Raw genomic sequence first — 25,696 nt, forward strand, 5'->3', positions numbered from 1 at the left:
ATGGCTATAAATAATGTTGAGCCTGAGCTACCCGAGCCAATTCGCGAACACATTGGTCACTTTCTGATAGAGATATTGAGTTACTTTGATATTACGTTCAATAGTCACGATCTTGCTTCCGATTTCAGTTTACTCATTGCCACAATTTTACTGTCCTTGTTTTTCTTCTTTTTTGTTAAACATTTTGTAAAGCTCTTAATAACCAAGTTGTATAAAAACCAGAATACTAAAATAAGACTGACTGTTTCCCGTAAAAAAGTACCGACTAAAATCGCCCTTATCATTCCTTTTTATATCATTATTACCTCCATCGAACTCCTAATTGGTAAAGTCGGTTTTACGGCAGAACTCATTAATAATATTTTGGGAGCCCTTGGCGGTTTATTCATCCTCATTGCCATATTTGCTGTTGTAGATACCTTATTGCTTGTGTCATTAACCCACCCAATTGGGCAAAAATTTCCGCTCCATGGTATCGCTCAATTTGTAAAATTGTTCTCTATTGCTCTTGCAATATTAATGGTTACGTCTGTATTCATGAATAGAACGCCTATTTATTTACTGTCGGGTATTGGTGTCCTTGCTGGCATGCTGATTTTCATTTTTAAAGAAACTTTACTGGGTTTTGTGGCCGGTATTCAGTTGGCAGCAAATGATATGGTCACAATCGGACAATGGATCCAGTTAGATAAATATAAAATTAACGGCATTGTACAAGAGGTCACTTTAACAACAGTAAAAGTACAAAACTGGGATAATACGATATCCATGGTGCCGTCACAGACATTGATGAATGAACCTTTTGTTAATTGGTATGGCGTTGAGCAAATAGGCGCGAGAAGAATTAAGCGTTGTTTATATATTGATATTGAGACCATCAATTTTATAGAAGAGCAGCAATTTTCATCCTTAATTCAAATAGAGCTTATCCGCCCTTATCTTGAAAAAAAAATGGCACAACTCAATGAGTATAATGATGCGCTTTCATCGGATATATCATGTGTTAATCACCGTAAGCTTACCAATTTAGGCTGCTTTAGGGAGTATATGGCTCGCTACATAGAAAGCCATGGCAACATAAGAGCTGATTTAACATTAATAATTAAACAGTTAGAAACTAACAACTTTGGTATACCACTTGAAGTTTACTGCTTTGTAAATACGACTGTGCTTAGAGAGTTTGAACAAGTACAAGCGGATATTTTTGACCATTTTTATTCAATAATGAAAGAATTTAATTTGTCACCCGTTAAAGTCCCAATAAACGTATTAAAAGAAGACACGTACCAATAAAATTAACTTATAGGGAAGCATAGATGTTGCTTCCCTCCTTATCTAACAAACTGCTAAAAATGATACCTAACGCCACCAATAGCCTCTAATTCTACTTTGACATCATCAATTAGGTACAATGTAGGCTGCGCTTCTATGAAAAAAGTAAACCGCTCTACTTTAGTGTGAGCACCAAATACCGCTCTTGCGCCCAATTTAATATCATCATTTTTTTTATCAGCAATCTTGCCGCCCACGCCCCAATAAAAATGTGGGTGGTCCTTAAAATTAAATGTTTTATCTAAGGTAAATGAAAAATCATCAAAACCCACCCCAAACTTATACTCATTCATTTTTACATTAATACCTGAGTCGCTACCTACCATTAAACCGACTTCAGGCGCGGCATTGGCCTTAGGTGTAAAAATGATAAGCAGAGAAAGTATGATTGAAACAAAGACGGTGACAAACTTCATGATGGACCTTGTTAGAAAATAAAAGGCGACATCCTAGCGAGTTTGCTTTTAAGAGTAAATTTGACGAGTAACATTGGGACATTTTTAAACAAATAACGCGAGTAAAGCGCCAGTATACATAACGATTTTATAGCGATTTTGCATCAAGTGTTTCAATGTTGGACAAAACTAACACATAATAAAATTAAGGCGTATATGAAGCATAGATGCCAAAGTAGCATCCGGGTCGGAACCTATTCAAACTCGTCAGTAAATCATGAACAAGTCCCGATTATCTTACTTCAAGATAATTTCTCGCATTCTATACTCCCCTGTTAAGGTTCTCACTTCGGGGTATTTGGCAGAGATTTCGTTAGACATTTTTTCATCCGAATCACTCCATTTCTGCATAAATTGTTTGTACTTCTCCTTATTGGGTTCAATATCAGCTGCATTGTCAAAAGTCACCACCAGCAACATATTAAAGTCACCACTGGTTGCCAGATCGCTGCCGTATATTTTCCAATCTTTAATAAAGCCAAGCTCCTTTTGAATATTAACTGCTTTAACCCAGCTACTGCGTAAACCCGCTAAGTAAATATCTCCCATATTGGGATCCACTTTTACCGTGGTCATCATCATGATTACGCTGCCGAGATCGTAATCTTCATATACTTCTAATCTATCCTTTGAAAATACAGAACTACTAAATAAAACACATAATGCAATTATTAAGGTCTTGTTCATGTCGTTCACTCCTAATTGTTAACTTAATTCACTGGTCGTTTTTTAACCAAACCAAGCTTTAAGAGTATAGTCGAAAGGGTTATAAAAGCAGGAAAAATATAAACCTGAAAGTTATCAGTTCATTAGCGGTGAATATAAAAGAGCATAAAGAAACAAGTCAGTCTAAAGTTATACAAACAACTGAGATTAAAGGATAAAAACCGCACATAAAAAAAGAAATAAAAATGGTTCTAGAAGTACGTTTAACGTATTTAAAGTAAAACACTGCCCGAAGAGCGGGTTTTCACCACTCAAAAACGTATCACTTTAGACTTACATAAAAAGAGTTGTTAATTAAGCATCTTTAGCGGGGGCTGCAGTAAATAACCCCTGAATTTTCGGTGTGATGCTAATAAGTTGATTGGTCAATAAACTCATGCTGTAACCCAACATGGCGCCCAATAATAATGGCGGTAGAATAGCTGCTAAATTAGCGCCTAATGCAAATGTAATACAGCAGCCAATAAACGCACCTGGGATAAACGCCAGTTTTTGATAACTCGCCTGTAAACACATCGCAGCAGTGGCAACACCTGTAAATGCGTAACCTACCATCGGTGAAATAAAGAACCCACTCCCCGAGATAATAAGCCAACCCCAAAAAACACCTGACAAATTTGTACTCATAGCCATCAGCATGCCTTTAAGGCCAGTTTCTGTTTGAGCAAAAAAAGTGCTACAGCTTAAAAAACCAACCCAAGTCACTAACTGGAAAACATCGGCAACCCCAGCCCATAGCGCTGCGAGTAGACCTGCTGATATTGCTATTTGCCAACGATGTTCCATATTGCCCTCTCGAGTGTCGCCAAAATAAAACGTAGAGTTTATAAAATAATACAATCGACACGTAATCTACGCTATTTAGCGATGAAACAAAAGTGATCTAGAACAGATTAATGAGCAAAAAACAGTCAACCAAAGCGATAAAGCTGCTAATACATTAAATATTACTAATTCAAGATGCACTTAGTATTAAGGATTTTTATCCTCCTCAATGAAGTAAATCTGTAAATCTATCGACAAAAACCATAACACTTGTCACTTCCAAACAAGCTAAAACCATTCATAAACGAACTATTTAAGTGATACCGTTCAAATTTTTACTACAAGAACACCGAGTTTATGTAGCTAATTGTATTTTCTTGCGAGAGCTATCATTTTCTATTCTTTGACTCCTCTAGTCTGATATTCAACAAGTCATCAACAGCAAAGCTGCCTTATTGGACTCAACAAAACCAATAGTCATGACAATAATTTGAGGAACGCCTATGAAAAACTACCTATCAAACTCAAGATTAAATCTTGCGACAAATAGTCTTGACTGGGTCATGGGACACACCATCAAACAATCGCTAAGTCTTAAAGATGCAGTGCCTTTAGATGGAATTCAGCAATTAGCGGTACCAGAAAAACCGATTGAGACCTTATACATTCACATTCCTTTTTGTCATACATTGTGTCGATTTTGCTCGTTCCACAAAATTAAGTTTAATGAAGGCGTCGCTAAAACTTATTTTAAAGCCCTAAGACAAGAAATTCGCACAGTAATTGCACAAGGATACCGATTTAATCGAGTGTATATTGGCGGCGGCACGACCACGATTTTAGAAGATGAATTAATCAAAACTATCGAACTGATTAAATCTATTACCACGATAAGAGAAGTCTCTTGCGAGAGCGATCCGATATACTTTAAAGAAGGTAATCCGCATTTACTCAAAGGCTTAGTGGATCGCATGTCTATTGGGGTACAAAGCTTTGATGACAAGATTTTAAAGGCCAGTGGTCGATTTGAAAAATTTGGTAGTGGATTACAACAAGCCGAATACGTTAGCCGTGCAATTGAAGTAATACCAACGGTTAATCTCGATATGATGTACGGCTTTAAAATGCAGACCCCAGAGACTGTAGCCAATGATTTAGCCCAAACAATTCGTCTCAGTCCAGATCAAATCACCACTTATCCGCTTACCGTAGGCATTGGTCAAAACCGTAAAAAAGCGGGTTGCCTTGCTGGCCAACCCGAAGAACTTTGGCCACAATTTTTAGCGGTAAAAGAAGCACTGGCTGAGCGATATATTATGGAATTCCCATGGACTTTCAGTCGTAACTTTGGCCAACCCGTTGAAAATAAGTATGTATTAGATGGCGAAGATTGTTTCGGTGTTGGCTCTGGTGCTTTCGGGCGTTTTGGCGAACAGTTCAGGATCTCAAGCTTTGATATCCCTGACTATATTGAGCGTATCCAATCTAATCAAACCGGAACCAGCTACACCAAACCATTAGATAACAAAGCATTATTACAACATCATTTAATGATGATGATGGGGCATGGACTATTGGATAACGCCCAATTTAAAGCACATACAGGTAAAACATTGTGGCAAGCGTTCCCACTTGAGATGAGTTATTTGATTTCAGCAGGCGCACTGAATAAACAAGGCAGTAACTATGTGACCACACCGGCAGGTCAATTTATTGGTTTGAAAATGTTCTCAGGCTTTTTAGCTGGGATGGACTTCTTACGTGAACAAGCAAGAGAACTGCCCTTATCAATGAAATCTGACAGCGAAGCATCTGCTAATAACAGCATCGCTAATGAAACAAAAACAGATTCAGGCATTATCGTTTAATACAGGCTCTGCGGCTTACTATTTAAGTCGCAGAGCAAACATCCCTTAAATTTGCTACGACTTTATTAGCTTATAAAAGGATAACTAAACGGTATTACGGCGTAAGGATATACTCTATGGCTTGAGCTAGTTTAGGCGAGTCAGGGTCGGACACTTGTGTCACCCACACCACTTCCCCACTTCGGTTTATAAATACGGTAGTTGGTGTACCTTTAACGCCATATAAGTCGGCCACACTGTCACCGTTTATCAGCGTTTGCATCTCTATCCCTCGACTTTTTAACACGCTCTGCGGTTGTGCGCCCTTATCTTCACGAAAACTAATCGCTACCATCTCTAAATCAGTATCTTGATAAGTTTGCCGTAATCTTTCTAAACCAGGTTGCAGCTTTTTGCAGTAAGGACACCAAGTCGCCCAAAAGTGAATAACAACGGGCTTGCCAGCAGTCGATTCAAGTGACCATTGTTTACCATTAGCATCAAACAGCGAAAAATCGGCGGCTTTGGGAAATTGATACCCTTTATCACCTTGCTCATCAGCGCCCCATGCTAGCGATGACAATAAAACACCTTGTATAACTGCCGCAGCGAATAGTAGCCATTTGGCGAGTTTTATATGGTCACCGTTATGGTGAATATCAATCACATTCATACAGACAAACCTCGGAAATATTAAGAATGATTTAACGCAAAAGTCATCTAAATTCTGTCTTAAACGCTCTCTTAAATTCGGCCTTTAATTCGGCCTTGCTTGAGCACCTATATACAGACCGAGCTACCCGCTTATTGCTTTCATCGCTATTCATTTTTAACTGAACTTGTCACAGAAATCATGTTCGTTTATCCAAGTCATCAGCCATTTTACAAACTGGTCTAATCAGGTTAACTTGGCATAAAAGGTAAATGGAGTTCACATGCCGACATTGACTGACTGGCAACAAGATAGCTATTTTCAGCAATTTTCTTTTGCAAAAGAAGCTGACTATTCTATTTTCGTAAAACATGCAGGAGATACTAATAATCCCGCGTTATTACTGATCCATGGCTTTCCCACCAGCAGTTATGATTGGCAGCCTATATGGCAAAGTCTCAGCGCTCAGTTTCATGTCATTACCTTAGATATGATTGGCTTTGGATTATCAGATAAACCCACCCAATTTCACTATTCGTTCGCCGCTCAAGCCAATTTAATCGAGCAACTACTCGCGTCACTCAAGATAAATAATGTGCATATTTTGTCTCATGATTATGGCAACACAGTCACACAAGAGTTACTGGCGAGGCAACAGCTCAATCAACCCAATTATCGAATACTGAGCACAGTGTTATTAAACGGCGGTATTTTTCCTGAAGTGATTCACCCAATTCTTATCCAAAGATTGTTATTAAGCCCACTCGGCTTTTTAGTCGCTAAAGGAATGGGATTCAAAGCATTTAAACGTAACTTTGATACCATTTGCACAATCAACATTTCAGAAAGCGAACTACAAAAACATTGGCAATTGATTAAACATCATCAAGGTGAGCGAGTGTTTCATAAGCTTATTCAATACATGAAAGAGCGAAAGGTGAATCGTGACCGTTGGGTCAATGCGCTTATTGATAACCCAACGCCGATGCGCTTCATTAATGGACTAGATGATCCTATTTCTGGCCAAGATATGCTTGAGCGATATGAAACTCTGATTGATACTCCAGATGCTATCAGCCTGCATGATGTTGGTCATTACCCTCAACTAGAAGCGCCAAGTCTAGTATTGAAGCATGCAATGGCATTCTGGCAGCGCCACCAAATTATTGGTTAATCTGCGTTAATAAAACCAAGCAATGCATGAAGGATAATGGCGCTCAAGCAACACAAATTATTACCGCTTAAATTAACTGAGTTTTTACTCAAAGTTCGCTAAAGTAGACTAAGTTATAACCAGTCGCTGAAAAACTTATTCAATAATTAATAACAACCACGACGACTCAACAACCACAACTATGGTGCGAAAAAACGCAAAAAACAAAGGACCGTATTATGCCGATTTATCAAGCCCCACTGCGTGATTACCAATTTATCCTATCTGAGCTGCTATCTATCTATGATCAAACCGAACTCGCAGGCTTTGATGAAATAGACCCAGAGCTAACCGACGCAATTTTGCAAGGTGTCGCCGATTTCACCACCGACATCATGTTACCTTTAAATGCCTCAGGCGATCTTGAAGGATGCCAACTTAAAGATGGCAACGTCATTACGCCTAAAGGTTTTAAAGAGGCTTACCAACAATACATTGATGATGGCTGGGCTACGCTCACCTGCGATCCTGAATATGGCGGTCAGGGCTTACCTGAAGTCATTGGCACCTTTGCCACCGAAATGAAAACCGCCACCAATATGGCTTTTGCCATGTATCCTGGGTTAACCCATGGCGCTTATTCAGCCATCCATGTCCATGGAAGCGATGCACTGAAACAAAAATATTTAGCAAAGTTAGTCAGTGGTGAATGGACTGGAACCATGAACTTAACTGAATCCCATGCTGGAACCGATCTTGCCCTTCTTCGTACTAAAGCAACCCCCGTCGCTGATGGCAAATTTGCAATCAGTGGCGAGAAAATTTTCATTTCATCAGGGGATCATGACTTAGCTGAAAACATTGTCCATTTAGTTTTGGCCAAATTGCCTGATGCACCAGAAGGGGTGAAAGGTATTTCATTGTTCGCGGTGCCAAAGTTTCATGTAAACGATGACGGCAGCTTAGGTGAAGCCAATCAGTTATGTGCCAGTGCGTTAGAGCACAAAATGGGGATTCATGGTAACTCAACCTGTGTCATGGTGTTTGATGGCGCTGTAGGAGAGTTGGTTGGCGAACCTCATCAAGGTCTAAAAGCCATGTTTACTATGATGAACCAAGCTCGCCTTGGCGTTGGTATTCAGGGCTTAGGCGTATCTGACATCGCTTATCAAAATGCGCTGGTTTATGCTAAAGAGCGCATTCAAGGCCGGGCCCTTTCTGGAGTTAAACAGCCACAACAAGCTGCAGACTCGATTTTGGTTCACGGTGATGTGCGTCGTATGTTGTTATCTCAAAAGTCATTCAATGAAGGAACGCGTGCATTAATGGGCCAACAGGCTTTATGGCTTGATCAGGCAGAGCGACACAGCGACCCTGTAAAAGCTAAACAAGCTGCAGCGCTTGCAGCCCTTTTTACGCCAATCGTAAAAGGGTTTGTGACCGATCAAGGCTTTAAAGCTTGTGTTGATGCTCAGCAGATTTATGGCGGACACGGCTATATTAATGAATGGGGTATGGAGCAATTTGTACGTGATATTCGAATTGCGATGATTTATGAAGGCACAAATGGCGTACAAGCACTCGATCTTGTTGGTCGTAAATTATTATCAGATAAAGGCGCAACACTGACATTATGGTCAGATATGGTTAAAGGCTTTATTGGTGAACATAGTAATAATGACGCGATGAAACCTTACCTTGCAGGGTTAATGGATGCAGCCACGGATTTAGAAAAAGCCACAGGATTTATTGCACAGTCAGCGACTAAAAATCCCGATATGATTGGTGCAGCCTCAATGCCATATATGCAGTTATTTGGCATTAGTGCCCTTGCATGGATGTGGGCACGAATTGCAGCGACGTCAATTGCCGCCCTTGATGCAGGTACAGATGAGTCTGATTTTTATCAAGCTAAGTTAAATACAGCCGAGTTTTATATGCGATATTGGGGATGCCAAACGCGCAGTTTACGCAAGCAAGTCGAAATGAGCAGCGCGCAAATTGCAACCTTTGATGAAGCCGATTTTTAGTCAGACTTAATACAAGCTATCTATGTAAGCTATATAAAAAAACAGCGCCTTTAGGCGCTGTTTTTGTATTTCTGGAAATAACCTTTAATGACTAATCCCAGATAAATTCTCTAAAATGCTTACGACACACTGACTCGTAGCTTTCATTACCACCAATAGCAACCTGCTCACCTTCACGCATAGGTTTTCCATTACCATCAAGGCGAACGACCATATTGGCTTTGCGACCACAGTGACAAATGGTTTTTAACTCAACCAATTTATCTGCCCAGGCGAGTAGATATTGACTACCGCTGAACAACTCCCCTTGGAAATCCGTTTTCAGGCCGTAACACAATACTGGGATATCAAGATTATCCACCACATGAGTTAATTGCTTCACTTGTTCTTTACTTAAAAACTGGGACTCATCAATTAAAATGCAGTGTAATTGCTGAGATTCAAGCTCAGCTTCAATCATGGTCGATAAATTATCGTTTGCTCCAAATACTTGAGCATCTGTTTCAATCCCTATTCTAGACGCCACTTTTCCAACACCGTATCTGTCATCAATTGACGCTGTCATAACAAGCGTATTCATGCCACGTTCACGGTAGTTATAAGATGATTGGAGAAGCGAAGTTGATTTGCCGGCATTCATTGCCGAATAATAGAAATAGAGTTGTGCCAAAACAGAAGATCCTTATTGTTATAATCGAGGTTAGTCTACCATTGAATCGATTTAGAGATAAGGCATGTGAGGATTAAATAGCGTGAACTTGCTAGCACTATTCCTTGATGATGAATCCCCTTTATCATCACAGTTAATTTGCTTTCCCTTTTGCTGGTTAACTCGCCCTCCTCCTTATCCGTTTCTCAAGAGAATATCGCAAAAAGCCAAAGCATGACTGATGAAAAGAATGTATTCCAAACAAGCATCTATTAACATAATTTACATTTTGCAATAAATTAGATCACAGTTTTCAAGCTCACTACCAGCACAACATATACAGGCATCACGAAACGACAAAATCTTCATATACGATTAAGAAACAATTGATAAATTGCATAAACAATTATAATTAAGGAAGTAGAAACACAATGCATAAAACAATTGTCGCTGTCGCGATTGCTGCAACATTCGCATTAAGTGGTTGTAGTCATACTCAAACAGAAAACACCACTCAGGGCGCTCAAGTGCAATCTCAAAATCCATTGATGCAAGCAAGCGTACTCCAGTACCAAGCACCTGACTTTAGTCAGCTTAACAATGAGCATTTTCAGCCAGCGCTTGAGCTGGGAATTGAACAGCACCATCAAGAAATTCTCAAAATTGCTGCTAACCCTGCCTCACCGACATTTGAAAATACCATTGTCGCTATGGAAAAGAGCGGTGCATTACTCACTCGCACTTCGAGTATTTTCTATAACTTAACCGGCTCAAACAGCAACCCTGAATTACGTAAAGTACAAGGCATTATGGCGCCGAAGATGGCGGCACATTCAGACAATATTAATTTAAATCCGCAGTTATTCAGCCGTATTCAAGCAATTTATGATACTCGCAATAACAGCTCGTTAACTGCAGAAGAAGTTCGTTTAGTAGAGGTTTATCATCAGCGATTTGTGCTCGCTGGCGCCAAGCTAACTGAAGCGGAAAAACAAAAGATTCGTGAATTAAATGAAGAGCAATCAACACTCACCAATGAGTTTGCACAACGACTGTTAAGACTCAGCAAGGAAATTGCAGTAAAAGTAGACTATGAAGCCCAACTGGCAGGTTTATCACAATCCGCTATTGCAGCAGCAAAAGCAGATGCTGAAGCGGCAGGACTTAAAGGCCAATATCTACTCAATATCACCAATACCACACGCCAACCGGTTTTAGCTCAATTAGATAACCGTGAGCTGCGTCAGCAAGTATGGGAAGCGTCAGCAAATCGTGGCTTAACTGGTGACAACGAAACCGCTTCATTAGTCGCTCGATTAGCGCAGCTTCGTGCTAAAAAAGCCAAACTACTTGGCTTTGACACTTGGTCTGATTACCGTTTAGCCCCGCAGATGGCTAAAACGCCAGAAGCGGTTTACGACATGTTTGGCTCAATGGTGCCGTCTGTGGTGGAAAACACTCAAAAAGAAGCCGCTGATATACAAGCCATGATAGATAAAACTGGCGGTAACTTTACCCTAGCACCATGGGACTGGGCATATTACGCAGAGTTAGTCCGTAAGGAAAAATATGACCTCGACTCAGCGTCTATTAAACCTTACTTTGAGTTCAATCGTGTTTTAGAAGATGGCGTATTCTTTACCCTAGAAGCATTGTACGGTGTTACGTTAAAGCCACGTCCAGACTTACCGGTTTATCACCCAGACGTAAAAGCTTACGAGATGTTTGATGAAGATGGCAGTAGCATGGCTATATTCTATGCAGACTACTTTGCTCGTGAAGGTAAACGTGGTGGTGCGTGGATGAGCTCGTTTGTCGGTCAATCTGAGTTATTAAATCAAAAACCTGTCGTCGTAAATGTCATGAACATTAAAAAGGCGCCAGAAGGCCAGCCAACCTTTGTGAGCTACGATGAAGCGACAACCATGTTCCATGAAATGGGCCACGGTACTCACGGTATGTTCTCTAAAGTGAAATACCCATCTTTAGCAGGTACTGCTGTATCTCGTGATTTCGTTGAATTCCCTTCAACTTTTGAAGAGGACTGGGCTGCGCACCCTAAAGTACTTGCAAACTACGCTAAACACTACGATACAGGCAAACCTATTCCAGACGATTTACTGCAAAAGCTATTAGCTTCTCGAAGCTTTAACCAAGGCTTCGACACCTTAGAATACATGTCAGCTGCGCTGCTTGATCTAGAGTGGCATGCACTGGATGCTGACGCGCCGCTGCAAAATGTTGAAAGCTTTGAAGCTGCTGCGCTTAAAAAACATGGTGTCGACTTACCAGCAGTACCACCTCGTTACCGCTCAACTTACTTTGCTCATGCCTTCCCTGGGGGATATTCAGCTAGCTACTATGCATACATGTGGAGTGAAATTCTTGCTGCTGATGCCTTTGCTTATGTGCAAACTCAAGGTGGGCTGAATCGAGAAATCGGTATGAAGTTTAGAAAAACTATCCGTGAAGTCGGCAATAGCGTGCCGCCAATGGAAGCCTATCAAAACTTTAGAGGCCAAGCCCCTACCACTGACGGCTTGCTTGAGCGCCGTGGCTTAAAGTAACTTAGCTCTGGTTAACGAGCAAAAAAATGCCACTCAATTGAGTGGCATTTTTATTGTTAGATTTTAGCCTAAACTGGGATCTGACTTTAACAAGTCGAGCTCATATTAAGTCACAAACTAAATCCAAGTGCTTAGGACTACTTAGTGGCTATTTTTAGTCCTAAGATTGCTAATACGAACAATACAGAACACGTAATAAAGCCCATCGCAACAGAACCAGAGAAACCAAGCACGGTATAACCCACAATACTGATAACCGCTACGATTATCGCGTAAGGCAATTGTGTCATAACGTGGTCAAGATGGTGACAGCTCGCTCCTGTCGAAGACAAGATAGTGGTATCAGAAATCGGTGAACAATGGTCTCCAAATACCGCACCAGAAAGCACAGCGGCAAGCATTGGTAACATCATAGTGCTATCACTGCCCATCGCCATATCGGCAGCGATTGGTAACATAATACCAAATGTACCCCAGCTAGTGCCGGTTGAAAATGCGGTTAAACCAGCTAATAAAAATAGCACTGCAGGCAGTAATGCAAATGGAATATTACCCGTTGCCAAGCTCGCCATGTATTTACCCGTTTCAAGCTCGCCAATCACTGACGCAATTGTCCAAGCAAATAACAAGATATAAATAGCTGGCAACATTGACTTAGCGCCAACTTTGATTCCAGTAAACATCATGCTGGTGCTAATTTTTTGCTGCATGGTTAATGCAATCGTCACCACTAGACCCACTAATGAGCCGTAAAATAATGATTCGCTGACTTCAGTGTTTTCAAATGCACCTAAAACACTAAATGGTAAACCTTCACCCGCCAGTGCATCAGCACCGGTTGAAACCATAAAGTAAATAGTTGCCGCCACAAGCACAAAAATCGGCAGGAATAACCCCATGATTTTACCTGTATCAGCTTCTGGTAAATCAGCGGTCGCGCCTGGAGGTAACCCTTTGCTTTCGTCAAAGAGTTCGCCTTTTTGCGCATTACGCTCATGTTGGCGCATTGGGCCAATGTCTAAACCAAAGATAGCAACACACAATAAAAGTAATAGCGCAAAAAGGGCATAAAAGTTCATCGGCACCATTTGTAAAAACACGCTTAAATGGCCTGTATCAGCAAACCCATGTGCCGTTAAGATACCGCCAATCAGGGCAATAATGTATGCCCCCCAGCTTGAGACTGGCGAGATAACACAAACTGGCGCAGCAGTTGAATCTAACAAGTAGGCCAGTTTTGCACGTGAAATATGGTAGCGATCAGTAATAGGACGTGCGATTGAGCCAACCACGATACTGTTGAAGTAATCGTCGATAAATACCACACAACCTAAGAACATGGTCATGAGTTTGGCGTCACGTTTATTGCGAATACGTTGGTGTGCCCAATCAGCAAACGCACGTGCTGAACCACTCACGGTAATTAAAGCGGTGATCATCCCCAGCACTACCAAGAAGCCAATAATTTGTAAATTCCAGGCATTGAGTGCGCCGTCATCCCACACTAAACTGGTGACAGTACTCACTAAGTGGCTTGCAGCTCCAGTAAAAGAGAAATCAGTCAGCAATATCACGCCAGCAATAATACCTAAACCTAATGAAAGAAGTACTTTGCGTGTAACTACTGCTAATACAATTGCCACAACAGGAGGCAAAAGAGAGAGTGCCGAATCGGCATAACTTGTTATCATCATTTATATATTTTCTTCGTTGAGTACGAATGGAGGATAACTGATAAGGCAAGACATCGCATAAAGCGAAGACAAGAATCTTTTCAGTAGCACTCCACAGTAATATCGATATCAACATCGATATCCATTGTTTTATCCTCACGGATAAAAATTACTATGACAGTGCAGCCCCTTTCGGAAACTGCCCCAGCAAATGGTATTGATCGTACCGATTCACTTCGGCACCAAATCCTTTCAAATTAAGTTATTGGTATCAACCAACTTAACCATACTGATATTTGATGCGCCTCTACTTATGTATACGACAGTTTAAATGCTTTATAAAAGCTCACTGCCGCGACACAAGACCATACAAACATAAGCACGAGGTTAATTACCAGATAAAACTAGCTTATCTTGTGAGAAATAACATCACAATCAAAAAACAACACAACACGATATCGACACCGTAACGAATTGTTAGCAAGCGAAGAATTATCCATCAATTAACGACAGTGAGATTAATATGCTTAAAAAATCTGATTATTGAATTAATTCAGGTGTATTTATATCGTTCAATAGGTTTAGCAATGATAAAGCTGAAAAACAATGTCATTTAATGCGCACTGACACTAAAACAAACTATCGAATAATCACGCCATAAACTGCGACCCAAAAAAAAGGTTTTTGCCTAAAAGACAAAAACCTTTTTCTACAATCAGTTTATAATTACAAAGATTGAGTTAACTCTGGAATCGCATCAAATAAGTCTGCTTCAAGTCCATAATCAGCCACTTGGAAAATTGGCGCTTCAGGATCTTTATTGATAGCCACAATCACTTTAGAGTCTTTCATACCCGCTAAATGTTGAATAGCGCCAGATATACCGACAGCGATATACAGATCAGGAGCAACAATTTTACCTGTTTGACCGACTTGTAAATCGTTAGGAACATAGCCAGCATCAACAGCGGCACGTGAAGCGCCAACGGCAGCGGTTAGCTTGTCAGCTAATGCTTCTAGAATAGCAAAGTTCTCACCGCTACCCATGCCACGACCACCAGAAACAATCACTCCAGCGCTGCCTAATTCAGGGCGCTCAGATTCTGTGAGAGTTTGCGAAACAAAAACTGTCTTAGCTTCTGCAACAAAATCAACGTTAACCGCTTCAGCATTGCCATCGTTGCCTGCAGCATCAAATGCACTGGTACGAACCGTCATCACTTTTTTGTCATCTAAGCTTTGTACCGTCGCCAATGCAGAACCTGCATAAATAGGACGTACAAATGTGTCAGCACTCACCACATCTACGACTTCAGAAATTTGCGCAACATCTAATAATGCTGCCACACAAGGAAGAGTATCTTTACCTACACTGCTTGCAGCTGCTAGCACGTAATCGTAATCACTGGCGACATTAACAATTAACTTAGAGAGGTTTTCAGCCATTTGCGCTTCATAAGCAGCATTGTCAGCGACAAGGACTTTACTCACACCCGATAGTGCTTGTGCAGAAGCAACCACAGCACCAACATGACTACCAGCAACAAGCACATGGACATCGCCGCCAATTGCAGTTGCTGCACTAACGACTTTGGCCGTGTCTAATTTTAAACTTGCGTTATCGTGTTCTGCTAATACTAAAATAGCCATAATTAGATCACCTTCGCTTCATTTTTTAACTTTTCAACAAGTTCAGCCACCGAACTCACCATGACACCTGCTTGACGTTCTGCAGGTGGCGTCACTTTAATCACATTTTGATGTGCTTTAAGGCTTACACCCAAGTCATCAATAGATAAGGTTTCAAGTGGTTTACGCTTTGCTTTCATAATATTAGGTAATGAAGCATAGCGAGGCTCATTTAAGCGTAAGTCCGCAGTCACCACCGCTGGTAACGGCATTTTTAATGTTTGTAACCCACCATCAACTTCACGAGTCACTTCAGCACTGTCAGCAGTTAATGTTAATTCAGAAGCAAATGTTGCTTGTGGCATATCAGTTAAAGCAGCAAGCATTTGGCCTGTCTGGTTATTGTCGCCATCAATTGATTGCTTACCAAAAATAATCACATCAGCTTGTTCTTTTTCTTGAACCGCTTTTAAAATTTTAGCAATTGATAACGGCACTAAATCTTCATCAGTCGTCACATGAATGGCACGGTCAGCACCCAAAGCCATTGAAGTACGTAACTGCTCTTGTACTGATTTGGCACCAATACTCACCACTACAACTTCTGTGACACTTCCCGCTTCTTTTAGTCTAACGGCTTCTTCTACCGCGATTTCACAAAATGGGTTCAAGGCCATTTTCAAATTAGCAGTATCAACATCTGTGTTATCAGCTTTTACTCTGACTTTCACATTGGCATCGACTACGCGCTTTACAGGCACCAATACTTTCATGGGATTTCCTTCTACACCTTCAATGTATGTGGATGGCACATTGGCTTCAGCCAATGCAATATGGCATAACTTTACGTCCTGTTAACGTTAACGTCAACCAAAGTCAAACACTTGTTTATATAATTTTTAGTTAAGAGACTGCTGATAAATAACTTATATATGCAAATAAAATATTACTTTTAGACTTAATTAACGCTTTTTAATTAAAATTTGCCTATTTAAAGGTTTTTTTATTTGATCCAATCAAATTTACTTTCTATTATTAAGAGCAATTCAAGTAACCGTGCTTTTTTTACTATCTTTTTTTGTTTTAACAATTTAAATAGTCGCATCAATTTACACTCTAGTTTGATAACAATTAACCAATTTAGAGTATTGATAGGTATTATTTAATCATCACAGAATTACTTGAGATACTTATTAATTAAAATCATTAGGATGCACATTGATATGAGTGACTTTTTAGAAATTTTGACACATGGTCGTCGTTTTAAAGCTGCTGTAAAAGAGTTATCACTAGATGAATTACGTGAACTTTCTACTAAGCTTGAAAAAATCATTACAGAAAGAGAAGAAGACGAAAAAGCTGAATTAGAAGCCAATGCTGAGCGTAATGCCCGCATTGCTGAAATATTAGCTCAAATTGAAAATAGCGGTTTATCAATTGAAGATTTAGGTGAAGTAACAGCAAAGCCTGCACCTAAAAAGCGTGCCCCACGCCCTGCTAAATATCAAATTGAAGTTGATGGCGAATTAATTCAATGGACTGGTCAAGGCCGCATGCCAACTGTATTTAAAAACCAAGTAGATAATGGTAAAACAATGGAAGACTTCTTAATTCCAGGTATGGAATAAGTCTTAATCTACGATATGATAAAAAGCTTACTTCGGTAAGCTTTTTTGTTATCTAGGATGAGTAAACAGTATTTCCTCGACGCCATAAGCCATGTAAACTAACCCCTTCGCAGCACACCACTCAATTAGGCCTGTATTATGAATGTTTCTCGTCCAATGATGTCTTTCGCACTAGTATCAAGCTTTTTATTATCAGGCTGCGCAAGTGATTATACTTTTAATAGTAATTTAGACAGTAAAGCCATAGATGAGTATTTCAAGCCAACAAGCGTTGAACTATTTAAAGACGGTGAACGTCCAACTGGCGCATTTGATATTGTTGCCCTAGTTGAAGGCGAGTCTTGCCAAGAAACGGAAACTGGCGTACCCGCTAATGTCGCCGATGCCCGCACACAAGCCCGTAAAAAGGCCAATGAACTGGGTGCTAATGGACTTATCGTTAAGAAGTGTCTATTAACAGAACAACCAACAGAAACTTGCTTTACCCAAGCATTCTGCGTCGGCCAAGCAATTAAAATGCACAATGTGCAATAACCTTTTTACTATATATTTAATTCATGACTACTCATTCTGACCAGCCGTTTCAATCTGATATTGAAGCGGTTGCAATTTGTCGCACGCCATATAAACAAAAGTTTGGTATTCCTAGGCAACCTGGCCTAGTTAATGTCAAAGGCTGGGTTGAGTTAACCCCCAAATTTAACCAACTCGATGCCGTCAGGGGAATTGAACAATATTCACACCTTTGGCTACTTTTTTGTTTTCATGAAAACTTAGCACAAGGCTGGAAAAACACCGTTAGACCTCCTCGACTAGGCGGAAATGAAAAGCTAGGCGTATTTGCTACCCGCTCTACTTTTAGACCAAATGGCATTGGCCAATCTGTAGTTAAATTACATTCAGTTGTTAGACGCAACGGTAAAGTCTGCCTAGAAATATCTGGAATGGATTTATTAGATGGCACACCAATCATTGACATAAAACCCTATATTCCATTTTCTGACGCCATTGATAATGCAACTGGAGGCATTGCTCAATCAGCACCAGAATTAATAGAGGTTCAATATTCATCATTAGCTGAAACACAAGTTTTGGCTCACTCTAAAGCGCTTGATATATCGCATTTACAACAAGTAATTACGGATGTTTTAGCGCAAGACCCGAGGCCTGCATATAAAAAAGCGAAAGTTGATCTTAAAATTTATCAAGTTGCTTTATTTGATATAGATGTATTTTGGCGAGTCAATGATAAAACGATTGAGGTGATTGAAATTAAACCGACTAGCGTATGTTAAAATAAACTTAGCTTTTCGATTAACTATGTCATTTTCACCCATTTTTAGGCGAATTGATTTATCTAACAATGTTTTAAATCTAACGGTCATAATAATAATTTCGTTAACTTAATCTTAGGCTTAATAATGAATAATAAACCTGATTATCAAACTCAGCATAAAAAACGCCTATCTTGGATGCCTTGGCTTTATTTTTCGTTAAAAGAAAAACACTTAGTCTGGGCAAAGCCTTGGCAAGACGAGATCCAACAACATTTAACCCAAGTTGAAACTATTCATATTGGTGAGCACAGTTTTATCGCTCCTGAAGCCAACCTTTTTGCAGAACGTGGACGTGACATTCATATAGGTAACCAATGTATGATTGCAGCTGATGTGTTCCTCCACGGCCCTATTACACTGGGTGATGAGGTCGCGATTAACCACGGCTGTTCATTTGATGGCGGAAAAGTAGGGATCACGATCGGCAATAAGACCCGCATAGCAAATAACGTGACTATTTACGCATTTAATCACGGGATGTCCGTCGATAACCCTATTTACCAACAAGCTGTTACAGCCAAAGGGATCACTATTGGTGATGATGTTTGGATTGGAGCACAAGCTGGTATTGTTGATGGTGTCACTATTGGTAATCAAGCCATTGTAGGTATGGGCAGCATTGTCACCAAAGATGTCCCGGAGTTCGCTATTGTTGCAGGAAACCCTGCTAAAATAATCGGCGATAGGCGCGATAAGTAGTTAAAAAGTGCTGCACAATAACGCCTTGTCGTTCAATTTTCCTTGCTAACATGGCGATGTTAAACCAGCGTCTTATTGGTTTAATTATTTCAATGCCCTTGTTCCATATATTAAAGCCAAGATGTTGTTAATTATCTGGTGACAACATCGTTGCAAGTGCTAAAATGTCGCCCATTAATAGCTACTAAGTGGACATTGGGAATGCGAGTTAGCAATTACCTGCTTTCAACACAAAAAGAAACTCCTGCAAATGCAGAAGTGATCAGTCATCAATTAATGTTACGTGCAGGTTTTATCCGCCGTAATGCATCAGGCCTTTATTCATGGCTGCCCAGCGGATTACGCGTATTGCGTAAAGTTGAGGCGATTGTTCGTGAAGAAATGAATAATGCTGGTGCTGTTGAAATCTTAATGCCCCTAGTTCAGCCTGCCGATTTATGGGCTGAAACTGGTCGCTGGGAAAAATTCGGTCCAGAATTGCTCCGCTTTCAAGATCGCCACAATCGCGACTTCGTATTAGGTCCAACTCATGAAGAAGTCATTACCGACCTTGTACGTAAAGAAGTTAGCTCTTATAAGCAATTACCATTGAACTTATATCAAGTTCAAACAAAATTCCGTGATGAGGTTCGTCCTCGTTTTGGTGTGATGCGTGCTCGTGAGTTCTTGATGAAAGATGCTTACACATTCCATTTAAGCCAAGAGTGTTTAGATAACACCTACGCACAAATGCATAATGCATACAGTAAAATTTTTGAGCGTATGGGGTTAGCTTTCCGTCCTGTTATCGCAGATACAGGCTCAATTGGCGGCAGTGCTTCACATGAATTCCATGTACTTGCAAATAGCGGCGAAGATTTAATTGCTTACTCAAACGGCAGTGATTACGCAGCCAATATCGAGAAAGCAGAAACAGCTGAGCCTACAACAACGTTAGCAGCACCAACTCAAGAAATGACTTTAGTTGATACGCCAAATGCTAAAACGATTGCCGAGTTAGTTGAACAATTTGACGTTGAAATCACTAAAACAGTGAAAACATTGATTGTTAAAGGTGCAACTGATGAAGCGCCGCTTGTAGCGCTAATCGTACGTGGCGATCATGAGCTAAATGAATTAAAAGCCGATAAGCACGAACTTGTTTCTGCGCCACTTGAGTTTGCAACTGACGCAGAAATCAAAGGTGCCATTGGCGCAAGCACTGGCTCTTTAGGCCCTGTAGGCTTAACAATGCCAGTTATCATTGACAAAGATGTTGCTGTAATGAGCGATTTTGCAGCGGGTGCCAACCAAGATGGAAAACATCATTTTGGTATCAACTGGGAACGTGACTTACCAATGGCGCAAGCGATGGATCTTCGCAATGTTGTTGAAGGTGAGCCTACGCCTGACGGTAAAGGTACTTACGAGTTTGCACGTGGTATCGAGGTGGGTCACATCTTCCAACTTGGAACCAATTACTCAGAAGCCATGGGTGCAACCGTACTTGATGAAAACGGTAAAGCAAAAGAAATGCTGATGGGATGTTATGGTATCGGTGTCAGTCGTATTGTTGCTGCAGCAATTGAGCAAAACCACGACGACCGAGGCATGATGTTGCCAGCGACCCTTGCCCCATTCACTGTGGGTATTTTACCGATGAACATGCACAAATCGCATCGTGTAAAAGAAATGGCAGAGCAGTTATACAAAGATTTGAGTGCTGAAGGCATTGAAATCTTGCTGGACGATCGTAAAGAGCGCCCAGGTGTCATGTTCAATGACATGGAGCTAATTGGTCTACCTCACGTTGTCGTAATTGGTGACCGTAATATCGACGCGGGTGTATTTGAATATAAAAATCGCCGCACTGGTGAAAAGCAAGAAATTCCTTTTGACCAAATCGTTGACTTCATTAAGTCATCAATTAAAGGCTAAACCTTCACTAGGCTAGCTAAAACCTGCCTCAGTAAAAGACATTAAACGCACCTTAGGGTGCGTTTTTTTTACTAAAAATTTATACGATGGTGTAAAAAAACCTTCATTAACTCGTCTAACCAGATAATATTAACCATACTGATATCATGATGTTAAACACAATAAGGAGATAAACGTTGTCAGAGACTATTGCACTGGTATTAGGTGGCGGTGGCGCTAGGGCTGCATACCAAATTGGTGTGTTAAAAGCCTTAGTACAACTGTACCCTCGTAATCACCACATTCCATTTGCAATCCTCAGTGGTTCTTCAGCAGGTGCAATTAATGCCACTTCGTTAGCAACCCATGCATCATGTTTTCATTTAGGCGTTAAAAAGCTCGATTGGGTATGGCGTCATTTTGAAACGAAAAAAGTATATCGATCTTCTTTTTGGGATGTATTCAAACACCTTTGCAAGATGGCATTAAAAGGCTTACAGACTGATAAAATGAACACTGATGCCGGTAGCTTGCTCGATAACTCTCCGTTACGTCAGTTACTTAACCAACTAATAGACTTCCAACGCATTGAGCGAAACATTGGCAGTGGCGCACTAAAAGCGATTAGTATTGACGCTTCTAGTTATAACGACTCACATTCATACAGCTTCTACCAAGCCCATAATAGTGTCGATGATTGGCAAAGGGCCAGGCGGCAAGGAAACCGCTGCACACTGACGACCAACCATTTGATGGCAACATCAGCTATTCCTTTGGTTTTTCCGTCAATTAAGCTCAATCAAGCTTACTTTGGCGATGGCTCAGTGCATCAATTATCCCCGCTATCAAGTTCAATTCATTTGGGGGCTGATAAAATCATGGTTATTAACCTCGATAGCCCACATAAAAAACCGCAACACGAAATTGATGCTCACCCAAAAGCTGCCACCATCGCAGGTCACTTACTCGATACCATTTTTTCTGACACCTTAAACAGTGATCTTGAGCGGCTTGAAAGAATTAATACCACCTTAGATTTAATTCCTGGCGCAGATGTGGAAATGATAAACCTAAGGAAGATTAATACGTTAGTTATAAAGCCTAGTGAAGACCTAAGCGAAATTGCAGCAAGATATTATAAAGATCTTCCCCTCGCGATAAGGATACTCCTCAAATTCATTGGTATAGATAGTCAGTCAGACTCAAGTGTGGTTTCTTACCTATTATTTGAAAAAGCCTACACAAGTGCTTTAATTGATTTAGGTTATCAAGACGCAATGACACAGATAGACACCTTTAAGGACTTTTTTAATATCAAGACTACCTAGCTGGATAAAAGGAATGTTATGGACGCAATAAGGATAATTGCTCTAGCAACTTTGCTGATGTTAGCAGCCTGCAATGACACTAAGTTACAATTTGACCCCGATCCTCTCAAAGGCAGCTTACATACGGTTGACTGGGCAGGCACTTACCAAGGCGTTTTTCCTTGTCCAAGCTGCAACGGAATGAAAACCATACTCACCTTAATTGCCCCTAATCAATACACCATTTCAACAGAGCACTTAGGACAAGACCCTAACCCATTTGTCAGTTCAGGTGAGTTCAATTGGGATAGTACAGGAAATATAATCTATTTAGATCGAGGGCAAATTTACCAAGTTGTAGAAAGCAAAATGTACTTATTGAATGTGGAAAGTCAACGAATACGTGGGGAACACGAAGAGCAGTACATTGTTCACAAAATCAGTTCATAAAATCAGTTCATAAAATCAGTTCATAAAATCAGTTCATAAAATCAGCTCATAAAAAAGCCTTCCCCTTATATGTCCAGTCGTCGATATACATTGTTAGCAATTAGCTTCCCGGCTACCGCCTAACATAAGCGAATGATACCAGATAGGTCGGAAAGAATTTTTCACCAACAAAGCACATATATTTTGCTTTCGCTTCAAAATAAAATTCGGTAAAAAGTACGGGTAACCAGTCATGATATACGCTATGACAGCCCTAAAAACTCAGCTGTAGTAGCATCACTTTGGAAAGAGTTATGTCTCAAAACTATAAATTCGATATCGACGATCTTCTTTGGGATGAAGAAGTTGAAACCAAGCCCAAAACGAAAAAAGTCAATCATCGTAGAAAGGATACCAAAAAACGTTATGCCGATGATTACGCTGAATTAGATTTTGAGGCGAACCAATATCAGTGACAGACTGCCATAAAAAAAAGCAAGTTGCTCAGCAACTTGCTTTTTTATATATGAACGACCAACGATGAAAGTGTTAGAATTTTGCCGTACCGCCAATATAGAAACCATCATCAAATGAGCGATCTGAACGGTCGTCATATTTGAATGTTAAGTTACGGTAACCTACAAACAATGCCATATTCGGGTTAAAGCTATACTTCACTTTTGCACCTAGCTCGGTGTAGCCATCGACGTTAGAAAAAGATAATACAGAAGGTGCGTAATAAGCATCACCATGTAATGATAAATTGTTATTCAGCGCCAAGCTGTAATGACCACCCACTGATATCACACTGCCATTTGGACTATCATCAAACCAAACTGAAGACCATTTAGGGCCTACTTCAATAGTATGTGGACCAGTTTGATGAACCATGTGCATCGCAAATTCAGCCAAATGTCCTTTTTTATCAGAATAAATGTAACCCGCTTCAAGGTTGGTATGCTCATTAAGGTAAGATTTTAAATCAGCAGAAACCACATGTTCGCTTATACCAAACGTTAATTCGGATGCACTTGCATTCAACGATAGTGCACATACTGCCGCTATGGCTGCAGCTTTAATGGTTTTGCTCATGTTAATACCTCAATCAAGAATCATAATTTGCCGAGATTATACTGACCATTATTATTAAGTCTTTATAAATCAGTCACGCTGGTGACAAATCAATCACTCGCATACAAACTTCAAACGCGTTAATAACAATTTAACCAAATGATTCATACTTGCTACTTATAAATATTGATGACGACATTGCTAAAAAATAAACGAAATAGCAGTGTTTTTGATATCTAACTCACAACAAAAAATTAAATTGTGCACAATTTAATTGTGCTATTAGAGTTGATCAGATATAGTAAGAACAAATCTATGAGGAGTAAGCTATGAGTCAGTCTTTTTACGATCAATCAGCAGTTGATATTCAAGGTAATACCGTTTCAATGGCACAATTTAAAGACAAAGTTGTGTTAGTCGTTAACACCGCTAGTGAATGTGGCTTTACTCATCAATACAAACCACTGGAACATTTATACCAACTCTATAAAGATCAAGGTTTTGTGGTATTAGGTTTTCCGTGTAATCAATTTGGTAAACAAGAAAAAGGCGACGAAGCAGCTATCAGTGAATTTTGTGAAATTAATTTCGGGGTCACCTTCCCACTATTTAGCAAAATTGATGTAAACGGCCCAGATTCAGCACCGCTATATACTTTCTTGAAGTCACAAGCTAAGGGATTATTAGGTAGTCAGTCGATAAAATGGAACTTTACAAAGTTTTTAATCAACAAAGATGGCAAGGTTCTCAATCGATATTCACCAACAACAAAGCCGGAAAACCTAATGAGTGAAATTGAGGGCTTATTAAAATAAATATCAACCCACTGAAATTAATCAAAAAAAATTTTTCAAAAGAAATATCAAAATAAATTGTATTTTTTTTGAACTATTCAGAGAAGGGAGAGTCTTACTTACTAAGACAGTGTGATTTCACTTTCATCATCTCCCTGGGACTTCTAGCGCGGTCCCCTTGATCTCAAAGTGGATCGATAGGCAATCATTTGATTGCCTTTTTTTATGGTTCTAAATGCGTAAGCCGATACATCGACATCTCAATCATAATAGTACTCCTCTCCAACTATCTAAAACTCATAAAAAGCGACGTAATGGCAAGACTCTAAGTCATCAAAAATCAGTTTTTTTATATTTTCATAAAAAATTTTAAATTTATTTGAACCTTTTTGAATAGCAGCGCTCTGAGTATATGTAGCAAGTTGGTAAGCGTTAATGGTAAAGCAAACCCTTCATCACGGTTTACTTCACAGGAAAATTTATCAACATGGTCTCATCAACCAATGCTAACCGAATTATTTTTAAGACTGCTTTACTGGTTTTTGAATTGTTCATCATCATCCCCCCATTCGGGAACCTGTTAATCTGCTAGCGCTTGATTAACTTATGTCCCACAAGAAATACTTCTGGCAACCCATTGGGTTGCCATTTTTTTATCTGTGCTTTAATCAATACAAAAATCGCCCCTTCCATACAAAGCCCGCACGCTTATGTTGGTATGAGATAAAAATGAATCTTGGATAAAAATGCATCTTGGATATAAATAGAATGAAAAGATCATTTTTTTATAAAATCATTGAACCTTTTATTAAACCACCACTCTGAGTAACTGTAGCGAGTTGATAATGGTTAAGTGGATTCTTACTTACCGACTATCTCAAGTTTGATTAGCCCTTCATCACGGCAACATTAAATGATCGCTAACCGAATTAGTTTAAGACTGTTTCATTGTTCATCATCATCCCCCTTATTTGGGAACCTGTTAATCCGCTAGCGTATGATTAACTTATGTCCCACAAGAAATACTTCTGGCAACCCATTGGGTTGCCATTTTTTT

23 protein-coding genes and 1 riboswitch are annotated in these 25,696 nt (G+C 39.9%); of the genes, 14 read left to right on the forward strand and 9 right to left on the reverse strand.

Features of this window, described 5'->3' with window-relative positions; translation table 11 throughout:
* The gene (locus AB4128_RS20425; RefSeq protein WP_080916201.1) at positions 1-1,293 is read left to right on the forward strand and encodes a mechanosensitive ion channel family protein; all 1,293 of its coding nucleotides are present in this window, start codon (positions 1-3) and stop codon (positions 1,291-1,293) included.
* A 53-nt stretch (positions 1,294-1,346) separates the two neighbouring features.
* Here AB4128_RS20425 and AB4128_RS20430 read toward each other — a convergent pair whose 3' ends face one another.
* The 3 genes from AB4128_RS20430 to AB4128_RS20440 all read right to left on the reverse strand — a co-directional run bounded on the left by AB4128_RS20430 (position 1,347) and on the right by AB4128_RS20440 (position 3,299).
* A complete protein-coding gene (locus AB4128_RS20430) occupies positions 1,347-1,748 on the reverse strand; it encodes a hypothetical protein (protein WP_080916202.1) in 402 nt (133 codons plus the stop codon).
* Between the two features lie 276 nt (positions 1,749-2,024).
* Entirely contained in the window at positions 2,025-2,474 is a 450-nt protein-coding gene (locus AB4128_RS20435) for a hypothetical protein (RefSeq protein ID WP_372038786.1), read from the reverse strand.
* 333 nt (positions 2,475-2,807) lie between these two features.
* Complete coding sequence (locus AB4128_RS20440; RefSeq protein WP_192021290.1) at positions 2,808-3,299, reverse strand: DUF1097 domain-containing protein; 492 nt, start codon at positions 3,297-3,299, stop codon at positions 2,808-2,810.
* A 482-nt stretch (positions 3,300-3,781) separates the two neighbouring features.
* Here AB4128_RS20440 and AB4128_RS20445 point away from each other — a divergent pair, with 482 nt between their 5' ends.
* Complete coding sequence (locus tag AB4128_RS20445) at positions 3,782-5,146, forward strand: coproporphyrinogen III oxidase family protein (RefSeq protein ID WP_080916204.1); 1,365 nt, start codon at positions 3,782-3,784, stop codon at positions 5,144-5,146.
* A 94-nt stretch (positions 5,147-5,240) separates the two neighbouring features.
* On the opposite strand, the gene AB4128_RS20450 is transcribed toward AB4128_RS20445, so the two are convergent.
* A complete protein-coding gene (locus AB4128_RS20450; protein WP_119968957.1) occupies positions 5,241-5,798 on the reverse strand; it encodes a TlpA disulfide reductase family protein in 558 nt (185 codons plus the stop codon).
* A 262-nt stretch (positions 5,799-6,060) separates the two neighbouring features.
* Between AB4128_RS20450 and AB4128_RS20455 the strand changes: the two genes are divergently transcribed.
* Together AB4128_RS20455 and AB4128_RS20460 are read left to right on the forward strand one after the other, a co-directional pair.
* Positions 6,061-6,951 (forward strand): alpha/beta fold hydrolase, encoded by an 891-nt coding sequence (locus AB4128_RS20455; RefSeq protein WP_372038787.1) that lies wholly within the window; start codon positions 6,061-6,063, stop codon positions 6,949-6,951.
* 218 nt (positions 6,952-7,169) lie between these two features.
* Positions 7,170-8,960, forward strand: coding sequence for an acyl-CoA dehydrogenase C-terminal domain-containing protein (locus AB4128_RS20460; RefSeq protein WP_372038788.1), 1,791 nt, complete (start codon positions 7,170-7,172; stop codon positions 8,958-8,960).
* A 91-nt stretch (positions 8,961-9,051) separates the two neighbouring features.
* Here the strand turns inward: AB4128_RS20460 and AB4128_RS20465 are convergent, their stop codons facing one another.
* Positions 9,052-9,630 carry a thymidine kinase gene (locus AB4128_RS20465; RefSeq protein ID WP_055026057.1) on the reverse strand — a complete coding sequence of 193 codons (579 nt, stop codon included), beginning with the start codon at positions 9,628-9,630 and terminating at the stop codon, positions 9,052-9,054.
* Between the two features lie 410 nt (positions 9,631-10,040).
* Here AB4128_RS20465 and AB4128_RS20470 point away from each other — a divergent pair, with 410 nt between their 5' ends.
* Positions 10,041-12,176: a M3 family metallopeptidase gene (locus AB4128_RS20470; RefSeq protein ID WP_372038789.1), complete on the forward strand. Its 2,136-nt coding sequence runs from the start codon at positions 10,041-10,043 to the stop codon at positions 12,174-12,176.
* A 137-nt stretch (positions 12,177-12,313) separates the two neighbouring features.
* On the opposite strand, the gene AB4128_RS20475 is transcribed toward AB4128_RS20470, so the two are convergent.
* From AB4128_RS20475 to AB4128_RS20485, 3 genes are all read right to left on the reverse strand, one after another.
* A complete protein-coding gene (locus AB4128_RS20475; RefSeq protein ID WP_372038790.1) occupies positions 12,314-13,870 on the reverse strand; it encodes a Na+/H+ antiporter NhaC family protein in 1,557 nt (518 codons plus the stop codon).
* 76 nt (positions 13,871-13,946) lie between these two features.
* Positions 13,947-14,167, reverse strand: a riboswitch (Lysine riboswitch).
* 408 nt (positions 14,168-14,575) lie between these two features.
* Positions 14,576-15,499, reverse strand: a complete 924-nt coding sequence (locus AB4128_RS20480) for an electron transfer flavoprotein subunit alpha/FixB family protein (RefSeq protein ID WP_065108496.1) — start codon at positions 15,497-15,499, stop codon at positions 14,576-14,578.
* 2 nt (positions 15,500-15,501) lie between these two features.
* Complete coding sequence (locus AB4128_RS20485) at positions 15,502-16,251, reverse strand: electron transfer flavoprotein subunit beta/FixA family protein (protein ID WP_055026053.1); 750 nt, start codon at positions 16,249-16,251, stop codon at positions 15,502-15,504.
* Positions 16,252-16,701: 450 nt separating this feature from the next.
* Here AB4128_RS20485 and AB4128_RS20490 point away from each other — a divergent pair, with 450 nt between their 5' ends.
* The 8 genes from AB4128_RS20490 to AB4128_RS20525 all read left to right on the forward strand — a co-directional run bounded on the left by AB4128_RS20490 (position 16,702) and on the right by AB4128_RS20525 (position 23,250).
* Positions 16,702-17,106 carry an H-NS family nucleoid-associated regulatory protein gene (locus AB4128_RS20490; RefSeq protein ID WP_055026052.1) on the forward strand — a complete coding sequence of 135 codons (405 nt, stop codon included), beginning with the start codon at positions 16,702-16,704 and terminating at the stop codon, positions 17,104-17,106.
* Between the two features lie 138 nt (positions 17,107-17,244).
* Complete coding sequence (gene rcsF, locus AB4128_RS20495) at positions 17,245-17,640, forward strand: Rcs stress response system protein RcsF (protein ID WP_055026051.1); 396 nt, start codon at positions 17,245-17,247, stop codon at positions 17,638-17,640.
* Positions 17,641-17,663: 23 nt separating this feature from the next.
* Positions 17,664-18,401 (forward strand): tRNA (N6-threonylcarbamoyladenosine(37)-N6)-methyltransferase TrmO, encoded by a 738-nt coding sequence (gene tsaA, locus AB4128_RS20500; protein ID WP_055026050.1) that lies wholly within the window; start codon positions 17,664-17,666, stop codon positions 18,399-18,401.
* Positions 18,402-18,527: 126 nt separating this feature from the next.
* Complete coding sequence (locus AB4128_RS20505; RefSeq protein ID WP_119968962.1) at positions 18,528-19,142, forward strand: DapH/DapD/GlmU-related protein; 615 nt, start codon at positions 18,528-18,530, stop codon at positions 19,140-19,142.
* Between the two features lie 201 nt (positions 19,143-19,343).
* Entirely contained in the window at positions 19,344-21,059 is a 1,716-nt protein-coding gene (locus AB4128_RS20510; RefSeq protein ID WP_372038791.1) for a proline--tRNA ligase, read from the forward strand.
* A 176-nt stretch (positions 21,060-21,235) separates the two neighbouring features.
* Positions 21,236-22,366: a patatin-like phospholipase family protein gene (locus tag AB4128_RS20515; RefSeq protein ID WP_055026047.1), complete on the forward strand. Its 1,131-nt coding sequence runs from the start codon at positions 21,236-21,238 to the stop codon at positions 22,364-22,366.
* Between the two features lie 18 nt (positions 22,367-22,384).
* The gene (locus tag AB4128_RS20520) at positions 22,385-22,795 is read left to right on the forward strand and encodes a copper resistance protein NlpE (protein WP_055026046.1); all 411 of its coding nucleotides are present in this window, start codon (positions 22,385-22,387) and stop codon (positions 22,793-22,795) included.
* Between the two features lie 293 nt (positions 22,796-23,088).
* Positions 23,089-23,250 (forward strand): small highly charged protein, encoded by a 162-nt coding sequence (locus AB4128_RS20525; RefSeq protein WP_119968964.1) that lies wholly within the window; start codon positions 23,089-23,091, stop codon positions 23,248-23,250.
* Positions 23,251-23,323: 73 nt separating this feature from the next.
* On the opposite strand, the gene AB4128_RS20530 is transcribed toward AB4128_RS20525, so the two are convergent.
* Positions 23,324-23,866 carry a YfaZ family outer membrane protein gene (locus tag AB4128_RS20530; RefSeq protein WP_372038792.1) on the reverse strand — a complete coding sequence of 181 codons (543 nt, stop codon included), beginning with the start codon at positions 23,864-23,866 and terminating at the stop codon, positions 23,324-23,326.
* A gap of 308 nt (positions 23,867-24,174) precedes the next feature.
* Between AB4128_RS20530 and AB4128_RS20535 the strand changes: the two genes are divergently transcribed.
* Positions 24,175-24,660: a glutathione peroxidase gene (locus tag AB4128_RS20535; protein ID WP_055026044.1), complete on the forward strand. Its 486-nt coding sequence runs from the start codon at positions 24,175-24,177 to the stop codon at positions 24,658-24,660.
* Positions 24,661-25,696 lie beyond the last annotated feature (1,036 nt).

This window comes from Shewanella sp. 10N.286.52.A9 (genome assembly GCF_041468985.1).
Taxonomy (GTDB): Bacteria; Pseudomonadota; Gammaproteobacteria; order Enterobacterales; family Shewanellaceae; genus Shewanella; species Shewanella japonica.